This is a genomic window from Kribbella turkmenica (genome assembly GCF_004348725.1).
GTDB classification, from domain to species: Bacteria; Actinomycetota; Actinomycetes; order Propionibacteriales; family Kribbellaceae; genus Kribbella; species Kribbella turkmenica.
In genome coordinates this window covers 25,687-38,527 of the sequence record NZ_SMKR01000058.1, presented here as the reverse complement: position 1 = coordinate 38,527, position 12,841 = coordinate 25,687, and the positions used below count along the sequence as shown (strand labels likewise).

Annotated in this window: 11 protein-coding genes; 5 read left to right on the top strand and 6 right to left on the bottom strand. The window is 70.7% G+C overall.

What is annotated here, in order from left to right; translation table 11 throughout:
• The coding region (locus E1218_RS15465) for a TAXI family TRAP transporter solute-binding subunit (protein ID WP_132320622.1) at positions 1 to 967 on the bottom strand (967 nt) is incomplete at its 3' end.
• Between the two features lie 185 nt (positions 968 to 1,152).
• Here E1218_RS15465 and E1218_RS15460 point away from each other — a divergent pair.
• Together E1218_RS15460 and E1218_RS15455 are read left to right on the top strand one after the other, a co-directional pair.
• On the top strand, positions 1,153 to 4,173 hold the full coding sequence (locus E1218_RS15460; protein ID WP_132320620.1) for an alpha-mannosidase: 3,021 nt from the start codon (positions 1,153 to 1,155) through the stop codon (positions 4,171 to 4,173).
• Positions 4,174 to 4,311: 138 nt separating this feature from the next.
• Positions 4,312 to 5,637 carry a cytochrome P450 gene (locus E1218_RS15455; RefSeq protein ID WP_132320618.1) on the top strand — a complete coding sequence of 442 codons (1,326 nt, stop codon included), beginning with the start codon at positions 4,312 to 4,314 and terminating at the stop codon, positions 5,635 to 5,637.
• A gap of 80 nt (positions 5,638 to 5,717) precedes the next feature.
• Here the strand turns inward: E1218_RS15455 and E1218_RS15450 are convergent, their stop codons facing one another.
• Entirely contained in the window at positions 5,718 to 6,221 is a 504-nt protein-coding gene (locus E1218_RS15450; protein WP_132320616.1) for a DUF5709 domain-containing protein, read from the bottom strand.
• A gap of 145 nt (positions 6,222 to 6,366) precedes the next feature.
• Here E1218_RS15450 and E1218_RS15445 point away from each other — a divergent pair, with 145 nt between their 5' ends.
• The gene (locus E1218_RS15445) at positions 6,367 to 7,521 is read left to right on the top strand and encodes an FUSC family protein (RefSeq protein ID WP_132320614.1); all 1,155 of its coding nucleotides are present in this window, start codon (positions 6,367 to 6,369) and stop codon (positions 7,519 to 7,521) included.
• A 62-nt stretch (positions 7,522 to 7,583) separates the two neighbouring features.
• On the top strand, positions 7,584 to 7,706 hold the full coding sequence (locus E1218_RS37765; protein WP_267900309.1) for a hypothetical protein: 123 nt from the start codon (positions 7,584 to 7,586) through the stop codon (positions 7,704 to 7,706).
• A 222-nt stretch (positions 7,707 to 7,928) separates the two neighbouring features.
• Here E1218_RS37765 and E1218_RS15440 read toward each other — a convergent pair whose 3' ends face one another.
• The gene (locus E1218_RS15440) at positions 7,929 to 8,369 is read right to left on the bottom strand and encodes an OsmC family protein (protein WP_132320612.1); all 441 of its coding nucleotides are present in this window, start codon (positions 8,367 to 8,369) and stop codon (positions 7,929 to 7,931) included.
• A 7-nt stretch (positions 8,370 to 8,376) separates the two neighbouring features.
• Positions 8,377 to 9,564 (bottom strand): phosphatidylinositol-specific phospholipase C1-like protein, encoded by a 1,188-nt coding sequence (locus tag E1218_RS15435; protein WP_132320610.1) that lies wholly within the window; start codon positions 9,562 to 9,564, stop codon positions 8,377 to 8,379.
• Positions 9,565 to 9,689: 125 nt separating this feature from the next.
• Here E1218_RS15435 and E1218_RS15430 point away from each other — a divergent pair, with 125 nt between their 5' ends.
• Positions 9,690 to 10,307, top strand: coding sequence for a TetR/AcrR family transcriptional regulator (locus E1218_RS15430; RefSeq protein ID WP_132320608.1), 618 nt, complete (start codon positions 9,690 to 9,692; stop codon positions 10,305 to 10,307).
• Positions 10,308 to 10,359: 52 nt separating this feature from the next.
• On the opposite strand, the gene E1218_RS15425 is transcribed toward E1218_RS15430, so the two are convergent.
• Positions 10,360 to 10,767, bottom strand: coding sequence for a DUF3592 domain-containing protein (locus E1218_RS15425; RefSeq protein WP_132320606.1), 408 nt, complete (start codon positions 10,765 to 10,767; stop codon positions 10,360 to 10,362).
• Between the two features lie 138 nt (positions 10,768 to 10,905).
• On the bottom strand, positions 10,906 to 12,807 hold the full coding sequence (locus E1218_RS15420) for a DUF5107 domain-containing protein (protein WP_202866034.1): 1,902 nt from the start codon (positions 12,805 to 12,807) through the stop codon (positions 10,906 to 10,908).
• Positions 12,808 to 12,841: the final 34 nt, after the last annotated feature.

Genomic DNA, 12,841 nt, shown 5'->3' with positions numbered 1-12,841 from the left:
AGCGCGGGTCGAGCGAGCTCGCTTCCTGGTGCGACGTCATCAGGTCGTTCTGCCGGCGGAACATCGTGTTCACCGTCCACCACGCCCAGGAGTCGGACAGGTTCGGCCGGGCGATCAGGTAGTTCGGCACCGCCAGCGTCGGCACCGAACTGGCCAGGCCGTACACCGACGGCGGGATCGAGGACACGATGTAGCCGCCGAACCGCTTGAGCGAGATCTCCTCCGCGACGATGCTGATGTCGACCAGCCGGAAGCCGACCGTCTTCTGCAGCGCCGCGATCGGCGAGGTCGGCAGGCCGCCGCTCCAGATCAGCGCGTCGATCCCCGGTCCACGGCCCTGGGCGTCGGCCTTCTGCCGCAACTGCTCGACCGCGTCGGTGAGGGAAAGATTGGTGGTCTTGACGTTACGCAGCCTGGCGGTGGACAGGATCAGGTCCGCCACCACCTTGGTCCCGGAGTTCAGCGGCCCGACGTTGACCGTCAGGCCCTCCAGGTCCTTGAGTTCGGTCACGTCCGACGCGGTCGGCACGACCACGTGCACGTAGTTGTCGTAGGTCCGGGCCAGCGCGGTGAACTTGAGTCCGCCGGAACTGAACAGGCCGGTGCCCTCGTACGCGTTCAGCGCGGTGTCGGAGGTGGTGAAGCCCAGGTCGGCCTTCATCGCGGCAACCCGCTGCAGGTTGTCCACCGAGCCGTTGGTGACCAGTGTCGTCATCTCCATGCCGGTCACCTCGCTGACCAGCTTGGCGAGCCCGCCGCCGAACACGTTGTAGACGCCGCCTTGGTTGCCGGTGGCCAGCGTCGCCGGCCCGGCCGGCGCAGGCTCGTCCGAGCGGCCGCGCGAACAGCCCGGCACGGCCAGGCCTGCAGCCGCGGCGGCCCCGAGGCCGAGCAGGCTGCGCCGGGTCAGGCCGGCCGGACGGACGCGGCCGTTCCCGGCAGGGGTCAGGAGGCGGGGGCGATCCATGCAGGACAACCTAGACGGCCACGGGTTCGAACCGGTAGTCACGCTCCGCGCCGCAGTACGGCGGCTACCGGGAGTGCAACGATGAACTGCATCTGGACGGGCGCGGGGTGCGTGTGACAGCGTTGTCATCGCAGCGGCCGTGTGGCCGTCTGACCAGGCACGGCCAGACCCCGGAGGATGATTTCGTGCACGACGACCGTCAACTCATCGAGGAGCGGCTCAGGCGCGCCCTGCGGGAGCGGATCCGCCCCGCGATCTACGGCGCGGCGGTCCCGCTGGACATCCAGGTGTGGCACGCCCCCGGTGAGCCGGTGTCCCCCGCCGAAGCGCTCAAGGCGACGTACGAGCCGGCCGGGATCGGCCTGCCCTGGGGTGCCGCCTGGGGTACGGCGTGGTTCCGGTTCAGCGGACAGGTTCCGGCCGAGTGGGCCGGCAGCGAGGTCGAGGCGGTCATCGACCTCGGCTTCAGCGGTGGCCCCGGGTTCTCCGCGGAAGGCCTGATCCACACGACGTCCGGCGTACCGCTGAAGGGGCTGCACCCGCGGCAGACGTACGCGCCGCTGTCGATCCTCGGCCCCGACGGTACGGCGGCCTCGCCCGGCGACCGGATCGAGTTCTACGTCGAGGCGGCGGCCAACCCCGAGGTGCTCGGGTCGAACGCGTTCGCACCGACCGACGTCGGCAGCAAGCCCGAGCTGGGCGGCACGCCGATCTACCAGCTGACCCGCGCCGACCTGGCCGTGTTCAACGCCGAGGTGTGGGACCTGATCCTCGACCTCGAGGCGCTGGACGGCCTGCAGCAGCAGTTGACCCCGCAGGAGCCGCGGCGCCGGGAGATCCTGCGCGCGCTCAGCCGTGCGCTGGACGCCCTGGACTACGAGAACGTCGCCGGCACGGCGGCCGACGCCCGGGCGCAGCTGACCGACGTCCTGAGCCGCCCGGCGCACGCCAGCGCGCACCAGCTGTCCGCGGTCGGCCACGCGCACATCGACTCCGCCTGGCTGTGGCCGCTGCGGGAGACCCGCCGCAAGGTGGCCCGGACCGTCTCCAACGTCGCCACGCTGGCCCAGGAGTACCCGGAGCTCGTCTTCGCGTTCTCGCAGGCGCAGCAGCACGCCTGGGTGAAGGAGAACTACCCGGAGGTGTGGGAGCGGCTGAAGAAGGCCGTTGCCGACGGCACCATCGTTCCGGTGGGCGGCATGTGGGTCGAGTCCGACACCAACCTGCCCGGCGGCGAGGCGCTGGCCCGGCAGTTCGTGCACGGCAAGAAGTTCTTCCTGGACGAGTACGGCATCGACACCCAGGAGGTCTGGCTGCCGGACTCGTTCGGCTACACCGCGGCCCTGCCGCAACTGGTGAAGCTGTCCGGGTCGAAGTGGTTCCTGACCCAGAAGATCTCCTGGAACAAGGAGAACAAGTTCCCGCACCACACGTTCTGGTGGGAGGGTCTCGACGGCACTCGGGTGTTCACCCACTTCCCACCGATCGACACCTACAACTCCGACCTGTCCGGCCGCGAGCTGGCGCACGCGCAGCGCAACTTCTCCGAGAACGGCGCGGCCACCCGCTCGCTGGTCCCGTTCGGGTACGGCGACGGCGGTGGCGGCCCCACCCGCGAGTTCGTCGCGACCGCGCGCCGGGTGGCGAACCTGGAGTCCTCGCCGCGGGTGACGATCGAGTCCCCGACCGAGTTCTTCACCGCGGCCGAGGAGGAGTACCGCGAGCACGCGCCGGTCTGGTCGGGTGAGCTCTACCTGGAGATCCACCGGGCGACGTACACGTCGCAGGCCAAGACCAAGCAGGGCAACCGGCGCAGCGAGCACCTGCTCCGCGAGGCCGAGCTGTGGTCCGCCGCGGCCGTGGTCGCGGGCAAGCTGGATGCGTACCCCTACGAGGACCTGGACCGGATCTGGAAGGCCGTGCTGCTGAACCAGTTCCACGACATCCTCCCGGGCAGCTCGATCTCCTGGGTGCACCGCGAGGCCGAGGCCACGTACGCGAAGCTGGCCGAGGAGCTCGACGCGATCATCGGCAAGGCCCAGCGGGCGCTGGCCGGCGAAGGATCCGCCCAGATCGTCTTCAACGCGGCCCCGCACAGCCGCAACGGCATCGCCGGCCTGGGCGCCGGCGTCGCCGTCGGCGAAGGCCAGTCGGTGACGGTCGAGAACGGCGTACTGGACAACGGCCTGATCCGGGTCACCGTCGACGAGCGCGGCCTGATCACCTCCCTGTACGACGTGCAGGCCGACCGCGAGGTGATCGCGCCAGGTGCCGCGGGCAACCTCCTGCAACTGCATGTGGACACCCCGAACCAGTGGGACGCCTGGGACGTCGACTCGTTCTACAAGAACAACGTCCGCGACGTGACCGAGGTCGACAGCGTCGATTTCAGCACCGTCGAGGGCGTCGCGACGGTCGTGGTGAAGCGGTCCTTCAACCGGTCGTCGGTCACCCAGACGCTGCGGCTGCGGCCGGGCACGAAGCGGGTCGACATCGAGACCACGATCGACTGGCACGAAGCCGAGAAGTTCCTGAAGGCGGCGTACCCGGTCGACGTGCACGCCGACCGGTCGGCGTCGGAGACGCAGTTCGGGCACATCTTCCGGCCGACCCACCAGAACACCTCGTGGGACGCGGCGAAGTTCGAGATCGCGGCGCACCGCTGGGTACACGTCGGCGAGCCCGGGTACGGCGTCGCCGTGGCGAACGATTCGACGTACGGCCACGACATCAGCCGGACCGCCCGCGAGGACGGCGGCACCAGCACCGTCATCCGGACGTCGCTGATCCGCGCACCGCGGTTCCCCGACCCGCAGACCGACCAGGGCGTGCACACCGTGAACCACGCGCTGGTGGTCGGCGCCGGCATCCCGGAGGCGGTCGAGGAGGGCTACCGGATCAACCTGCCCGAGCGGGTCGTCACCGGCGCCGAGGGCGTTGAGCCGATCGTTGCTGTCGACAACGGCAATGTGATCGTCGAGGCGCTGAAGCTGGCCGACGACGAGTCCGGCGACGTGGTCGTCCGCCTCTACGAGTCCAGCGGCGGCCGCTCCCGGGCCACCGTCACCCCGTCGTTCGGCGTGGCGTCGGTGACCGAGGTCGACCTCCTCGAGCGTCACCTGGCCGGCCGGGACCTGCAGGACGGCGGTGTCTGCCTGGACCTCCGCCCGTTCCAGATCCTCACCCTCCGCTTCAAGCGCTCCTGACCGGCCACGGGCCGGTGGCTTGAACTCCACCCGGGGGCCGTGCACAGGTTGTTCCCTGTGCACGGCCCCCGGTTTCTGTGGACATCGGCGACAGTTCACCCGGCTGACGTAGCGTTGGAAGCCCAGCCAGGAGGTGGCATGGCCCCGACACCCTTGCTCGGTTCCCGGACGCTCGACCGGCAGACGGCCCGGTCGCTGCCGCCGGGGCCGCGGTTGCCCACGCTGGCCCAGACCGTTCTCTTCGCGAGTCACCGCAAGACGTTCTTCCCGCGGATGCGCGAGCGGTACGGCGACGTGTTCACGATCCGCCTGGTGCCGTCGAGCCGCGTGGTCGTCGTACTGAGCAGGCCGGAGCACTTCCGGGAGGTGTTCGGCGCCTCGCCGTCGGTGATGCACGCGGGCGAGGGCAACACCGTGCTGGAGCCGATCATGGGTTCGCACTCGCTGCTGCTGCTGGACGACGAGGACCACGTCCGGATGCGGCGTCAGCTGATGCCGGCGTTCTCCGGTCAGGCACTGCGCGGGTACGCCGGGATGGTGCACGAGCTCGCCCGTGCGGAGGTCGCGACCTGGCCCGTCGGCACGCCGTTCAAGCTGCACCAGCGGATGCGGGACCTGACGCTGGAGGTCATCCTCCAGGTCGTCTTCGGTGTCACCGACTCCGACCGGCTGGACCAGCTCCGGCCGCTGCTGGACCGGATCGTCTCGGTGTCACCGGTGATCATGCTCGGCGGGTTCTACCCGGCGCTGCTCCGGGTGCCGCCGTGGCGGACGTACCTGTCCGTGCAGCGGCAGGTCGACGAGATCCTGTACGACGAGATCGCCCGGCGCCGCGGGAATCTCGCCGGGCGGACCGACGTACTGTCGCGGCTGCTTGCCGCGGGCAACTGGTCGGACGTGGAGCTGCGGGACCAGCTGGTGACGCTGCTGCTGGCCGGGCACGAGACCACCGCGACGGCGATGGGCTGGGCGTTCCACGAGCTGGCCCGGCGGCCGGACGACCTGGCGTTCGGCCAGCGGGCCGCGGACGCCGGCGCGGACGACGAGCTCGAGGCGATCGTCAAGGAGGCGATGCGGCTGCACCCGGTCGTCTACCAGGTCGGCCGCCGGCTCACCGAGACCGCGGACGTGGCCGGGTACCGGCTGCCGCGCGGGACGACGATCATGGCCGCGATCGGCCTGGCCCACCGCGACGCCGAACACTTCCCGCAGCCGCAGGACTTCCGCCCCCGACGCTTCCTCGACGACGACCCGCCGGCCCCCGGCACCTGGATCCCCTTCGGCGGCGGCGCCCGCCGCTGCATCGGCGCCGGCTTCTCCCTGATGGAAGGCACCGAAATCCTCCGCGCCGCCCTCACCGCCTACAACGTGCACGCTCCCGACCCGACCCCCGAACCCGCCAAGCCCAAGAACGTCACCCTCGTTCCCGCCCGAGGCGCCGAAGTCCTGGTCACCCCCCGCTGAACTGCCGCGGCCGCGGCCGTCACCTCATCTGCGGGTAGCTGTCGTTCGGCACCACGGCCGCCCGAGCGGAGCGAGGGGCGTCAGTCCTCCAGGTCGGTGGTGTCGCCCAGGTCCACGTCCCGGTAGGACGGGAGGTCCTGTTCGTCGTCGTCGGCGAGTTCGAAGTTGTCCTCGTCGTCGACGACGTGGACGGCGGCTTCCTCGGCGGAGGCGGCGGCGCCGTCGAAGCCGACGTCCCCGGCGACCAGTTCGTCCTCGTCGTCACCGTGGGCGCCCTCGTCCGGAGCGACCAGGCGGCCGGACCGGGCGACGCCGACCTCGGGCCCGCCGACATCCTCGCCGTCCTCGGCGTACGGGTCCGCGTCCGGCTCCTCCTGCGCGATCCGCTGGTCCAGCGACTCGCCCTGCAGCGCCTCGTCGGCCGTCGTACCGAATCCTTCGCCCGCGGACCACCTCTCCGGCGGCGAGTAACCCTCGTCGAGCAGGTCGTCCACCCCCCGGTCGTCGAGGGTGTCCTCCGGCTGCAGCTGGTTCTCGTCGTCGACGCTGTAGCTGCCGTAGTCCTCGCGGTTGTTCTCGGTCACGCCTCCACCTCGCCAGCGCTCGGCTCCGGCCTGACCGAGATCTCGACAGTGCTGATGGATCGCTCGCTGCGCTCGCTCATGGCACCACACTGTCCGCCCAGCGCGGGTGAATCAAGCCGCAGCGCGCGCACGCCACAATGGGTCCGTGGATCCGGTCAGACTGACGTTGGACCAGCTGCGGGAACTGCGGGACGACATCGCCCCGCAGGCCGCCCGCCGGTCGCGGGCGTCGGTCCGCCGCCGGGTCGACCGGTGGCGGGACCGGCTGTTCTTCATCAGTCAGTGCGCGCTCGCCGCCGGCATCGCGTGGGCGCTGGCGCGGTACGTCGCCGGCCACCCGCAACCGTTCTTCGCCCCGGTGGCCGCGATGGTGTGTCTCGGTTTCAGTTTCGGTCAGCGGCTGCGCCGGGTGGCCGAGGTGATGGTCGGCGTGGCCGTCGGGGTCGGCGTCGGCGACCTGTTCGTCCGCTTCTTCGGCACCGGCGTACCGCAGATCGTCTTCGTGGTCGCGCTGGCGATGAGCGTCGCCGTCCTCCTCGGTGCCGGCACGCTGATGACCACGCAGGCCGGCATCCAGGCAGCGATCGTCACCACCCTGCTGCCGGATCCGGGCGCCGGGTTCAGTCGCTGGATCGACGCCGTCCTCGGCGGCGTGGTCGCGCTGGCCGCCGCCACGATCGCGCCGGCGGCGGCGATCCGGCGCCCCCGGCAACAAGCCTCCGAAGTGCTGAACGAGCTGTCCGAGACCCTGCAGGAGACCGCCGAGGGCCTCCGGATCAAGGACGACAAGACGGTCACCGACGCGCTCCGGCGGGCTCGGGCCAGCGAGTCGATGCTGGACGACCTGCGCAGTGCGGCCGACGAGGGCGTTGCCGTGGTCCGGCTGTCGCCGTTCCGCCGCCGGCACCGCGGCCGGGTCCAGCAGATCGCGGACCTCGTCGTCCCGTTGGATCGCGCGATCCGCAACATCCGAGTGCTGGTCCGCCGCTGCGCGGTGTCCGTCTGGCGGGACGAGCAGATGCCGGCCGAGTACCCGCTGCTCCTGGACCGGCTGGCCGACGGCACCCGCCTGATCGCCGAGTCGCTGTTCGAGCCGGCCGCCGACGTGGCCGCGCACCGCGTCCTGGGTGAGCTCGGCCGCCGTACGGCGGTGATGCCGCTGCCGACCGGACTGTCGGCGGTCGTGGTCCTCGGCCAGATCCGCTCGACCGTGGTCGACCTGCTCGAGCTCACCGGCACGACGTACGACGAGGCGCGGAAACTGGTCCCGCTCCGCCTCGACGGCCTGGATGAGAAGTAGGTCACACCAAAAAGATCGGCCGGATTCCCGTCATACCCGGCGCACGCGTGCGTCTCACCGGCATGACGATCCACCGACTGATGTCCGCGATGGCCAACGAGCAGGTCCGCCGGCTCGAGGACCTGCTCGCCGACACGAGCACCCCGACCACCGACGACCGGAGCGACGCCGCCGCCGAGCAGTAAGGCGCGTACCGGACGAACGGATCCAGGCGGCGCGCCCGGACGGTCTTGCCCACCGAGCCAGACCGCACGGAGTCGCACACGAACGCAGAGGCGCCCAGTGCGCCGCGCCGCCGGATCCGTGACCGGTGCACCGCCACAGAGGTGCACCGCACACCACCCGCCGGCCGTCCTGACGCCAATTGCGCGAGGCTCAGGCCAGGCCGGCGGGTGGTTTTTGTTGCACTAGGCCACCGTCACCTCGGTGGTCACCGAGTTGGCGATGAAACACTCCAGGTGAGCGCGGTGGTGCATCCGCTCGAGCGCCTCGGCGTCCGGCTCCGGACCGCCCCAGACGATCTTCGGGTGCAGCGTCACCCGGGTGATCGCCAGCCGGCCGGCCTCGTTCTTCGCCATCACGCCGACCGCGTGGTCGTCGTACGCGTCGACCACCAGGCGTTTGCGGGCCGCGATCGCCAGGAAGGTCAGCATGTGGCAGGACGACAGCGCCGCCACGAACGCCTCCTCCGGGTCGACGGGCCCCGGGGTGCCCAGGTACGCCGGGTTGGCCGACGCGGGCACGGTGACACCGCCGTCGAAGCGCCACTCGTGGTCGCGGTGGTAGGTGTCGTAGGTGAACTCGTGCCCACCGCGACTCCAGCTGACATCGACCACGTGCTCCGACATGCTCAGCTCACCTTCCCGAGACGTTCCCCCGGCACCACGTCGGCGCCGACACAGGATTGCATCGTACGGGGGTGTCCCCCGGCAGCTTGGCGACGAAGTCGCTGTCGTAGCGCGCCGCCATCCCGACGACCGGGAAGTCCGTGGTCACCACCTGGGCGCCGCTGGCCAACGCGATCCCGACCCGGCTGAAGTCCTTGTCGCGGATCGTCGCCATCGGCTCGTCCGACCGGGTGCGGATCAGGTACCCCTTCGCCACCAGCCGCTGGATCTCGGCCTGGTTGGCGCCGCGCGGGTCGTTCACCTGGGTGATCGCGGCGTCCGGCTCGCCCTCGGGACCGCGGGTGAAGACCGCCCGGCCCTCCAGGTTCGGCCGGCCGGCCCGGTACAGGTCGCGGATCGCGCCGGCGCCGCCGTTGTCGAAGTAGAACAACACCTGGCCGCGGACGGAGTCGACCGTCGGCCAGCCCTTGGTGAGCACCGACTGCTCCAGCGTCAGGCCGGGCCTGCGGACGTCGTCCGGGGTCAGGATCGCCTGCTCGGAGAACACCGAGCGGATCTCGTCATCGATTCGCTCCAGGTTGGCCGCGTCCCACGGCGGCGACTGCACCCCGCCGGCCGCGACGATCCTCGGGTCGGACTGCTTGAGCTCGAGGCTGATCGTGATCGGCGTGTGGTCCGGGTTCCGGTCTGACCAGGCCTTCACCTGCCGCAGGCAGACGACGAGCGACGCGCAGGTGCTGTTGTAGTCGAAGTCCGGGATGTGCAAGACCTTGATGCCAGGCTGCGCCAGCACCGGATCGGTGAGCGGCCCCTGTCCGGTCAGCTTCCGGATCAGCGGGTAGGTGTAGAGCCCGCCGTCCGGGTCCGGGAGCAGGTCGAGCTCGAGGGTGCGGATGTTCTGGTCCGCCAGCTGACCCGGGATCGCGGCGTGCGAGTACCAGAGGTTGACCGAGCCGGGGTTCTGCGCCTCCTGGACCTTCTGCTCGGCCGGGCTGAGCTCACGGTGGTAGGAGTTGTGCGAGCCCATCATCTGGAGCTGGTTGAGCCGCAGCCCGGAGCCGTTCTCGTGGCCCTTCGCCTGCGGAGCCTGCGGAGGCTGTGACGTCTGCTGGGTGCTGAGCACCGTACCGGCGAGTCCGGACGCGGCGATCGCGGCGGACGCCAGGCCGGCGACCACCGTTCTGCTGATGCGCATGGCGGGTGTTTCCCCTCCTGTGGACGGACACAAGATCATGCCTCGGCGCGGTGACGCCGATCTGACGGCAATCTGTCACAGGAAGGTGGCAACGTTGTCCCCCCAGAACATGGACAATGAGCGACATGGTGACATCGGGGGCGTATCCGCTGCGCCGGACACCGACCCAGGACCGGGCCAGCCGGCAGGTCGAACGGATCCTGGACGCGGCCTGTGCCGAGGTGGTCGAGCGCGGCTACGACGCCGCGTCGACGAGCGGGATCGCGAAACGGGCGGAGATCGCGGTCGGCAGCGTGTATCGGTACTTCCCGGACAAGCGGAGCCTGATCCAGGCGATCGAACGCCGGAACCAGGCGCGTTACACCGAGGCGGTCCGGGAGCGGCTGGCGCCGGTGACGTCGTGGCGGCAGGCGGTGGACGTCACTCTGGACACGTTCCGGGAGATGCACCGGACGGACCCCGGGTTCAAGGCGGTGGCGCTGAGCGGGCTGGGCGACCCGGACCTGGAGACGAAGCCGGGGGAGTTCGACGACCAGCACGCGGGTGAGTTCGCCGAGCTGCTGACGACGCGGTTCGGCGCCACGGACGGCCGCGAGTTCCGGCTGGCGGTCACGTTGAGCATCACCATGGGCGAGGCGCTCGCGCACCTGGCCGACCGCCTCACTCCCGCCGAGGCCGAGTACGTCCTGTCCCGGGGCCGTCCGGTGCTCTACGACCTCCTGGCCCCCCACCTGCAGGCGTAACAGCGAAAGCCCTCGCGGGCGGCGAGGACGAATCACCCGGAAGCTTTCTGGCTCAGGGCTGTGGAACAGGGTCCGCGTTGCGCGGACCCAGCTGCGGCCAGTGGCTGACCCGGCCGGCGATCCGGGCCCGGCGCGGTGCCCGGACGTCGTAGCTCACGATCACCCGGTCGCCCTTGGAGTAAGCAATCCTGCTGCCCGCCGGAAGCCGGCGGGAGACCTCGAACGGTCCCTCACCCCGGCGGGTGCAGTACTCGACGGTGACCTCGGTGTACTCCGTCGGTACGCCGCCTTTCAGCTGACCGCGAACCGGGCCACGGACCCGGATCACCTGACCAGCCGTCTTCTCTTCCGTGCCCGTGGGGAGCTTGTCCCGCCGGACCCCGGCGAGCACGTCCAGCACGATGCATGCCGTGACCAGCAGCACCAGGCCGAACCCACCGAGTACGAGGATCGTCAACATGGCACTCACCCCCGACGCGCCGCCCGCGGGCGGCGCGGTCGTCTTGGTCGATACTGCGTTGCGCGGCCCTTGCCGCACACCGGTGAGACGCCACCCGGGGGTGTTCGGTTCCCAAGTCCTGACAAACTGTCTGCCGCGTCAGTGACCGCCCATCCCGAACTGATACCGCGGCGGCACCGGACGGTTGGTGCCGAGGGCTTCCTCGGTCTCCACCCACAGGTCCGCGAGCGGGTTCGCACCCTCCCGGACGGTCGGCAACTGAAAGCCGTCGGCCAGCAGTTCGTGGGCGGTTCGCGGATCGCCGGTCCGCAGCGCGTGCCGGATCCGGAGCAGCCGGATACGCGGGTCGTCGGGACAGTTCGCGAGCAGGTAGCCGGCGCGATCCACGTCGACGGCCATCGCCACCTCGACTGCCTCGACCACGAGTTCCACCAGGTCGGGCGCCAGTGCGACCGCTCGTTCGTAGTACGCCAGGTCGCCGGTGACGAGGCCTAGGTTCCGCAGTGCCCACGGGTTGTCGCCGGCCTCGAGCCAGGCGGCCGCGGCGCCGTCCGTGTCACCCGCGTGGTGCCGAGCGACACCGCGGTGGTACCAGACGAGCCAGTTCTCCGCTGCCTTCTCCAGCAGTTCTCGCCAGCTCACCAGCGTCCCGTCCGGTACGGCGTCCGCCGCCGGCAACCGTCCGTCGAGCAGCGGCAACCAGGCGCGCTCCCGCGCAGTCATCGTGTCCTCGGCGAACGGCGTACCGGCTGAGACCGTCCAGCCGGTCCGGGCGAGCTCGAGTGCACCCCAACCGGACCCGACCGCGAGTTGCTCGGCCGGGACGGCGTCCGCGACCGTCAGCCACTCCTGCTCGCGGTCCCGCAGTTGGTCCAGCACCGGGCGGAGGGACTGGGCGCCGGCCGTACGGGCGGCGGTCCAGTCGTCGGCGTGCGCGGCCGCGGGGTCGACCGAGACCCGGCCGTACGCCTCGAGCCAGTGCCAATTAGTTGCTGCGGGCAACTTCAGGTGCTCCAGCTGGGTCCGGGCCAGGCCGGCCTGGATCTCTGCGTACCCGTGTCCGCGCAGGCCCGGTGACAGCCACTCCTGCCATCGCCGGCCGCCCGCACCCTCGCCCCAGACGAACAGTTTCCGGCCCTGCAGCCGCTCGGTCGAGGCTTGCGCGAGTCCGTGGCCGTCGGCGTCGACGGACGCGATCCACGGCCGTTCGCCGGCGAGTGGTTCGAAGAAGAAGTCGACCGCGCGGCGATGCCGCATCGGATAGGTCAGGTCGATCCCCTCGAACTCCGGGACGCCGACCAGGTCGAGGTAGCGTCCGGTCGCGCCGGGCCGGCCGGATCCGGCGTACCCGAAGCGCCAGGCCTGGTCGGCCGGGACCAGCACGCGGGTCGACGGGGACTGCTCGACGGCGATGTTCGACCACCAGTACGCCGGAATCTCGGCGTCGGACGGATTCTGCAGCCGGACGCCGACATAGAGGAATTCCGAGTCGCCCGGAAGCCAGAAGTCGAGTTGGGTGACGAGATTCCTGGTCCGTTCCAGCTCCCAGAGGCGGAGTACCGGCGTACCGTCCGGGCCGTCGACGCGGGCGGCGTGCATGGGTTCGCAGGTCCCGGTCCAGTGGCCGGTACTGCCGACGTTCCACTCGACGCCACCGGCCCACCAGGCGTTGCGCAGGGCAAGGTTGGCGGGCTGGAAGACCGGGTTGCGGTAGAGCAGCTCGGCACCGCTCGCCGTGTGGACGAGGGAGTAGAGGCGGCCGCCGACGCCCGGCAGCACGGTCGCGCGGAGGTGGTCGTTCTCCAGCACCAGAGCGGGGAACGTGCGGTCGGTCAAGTCGCGGTCGTACCCGTCCTGATTCAGGCACGGCAGTGGGCTGTGCAACCGGCCGTACCCGATGTTCTCGCGCAGGTCCGCGGGGAGGTCGTCGAGGTTCTGGACCTGGTGGAGCTCCTGCCGGCTGCTCAACGGGGCGAGCGGATTCTCCGCTCCGAGTGCGGCGGCGGGCAGGACCAGGTCTTGCGCGGAAAGGATCGTCACAGGTCCCATCCTCACGATTCTGTGCAAGTGCGTC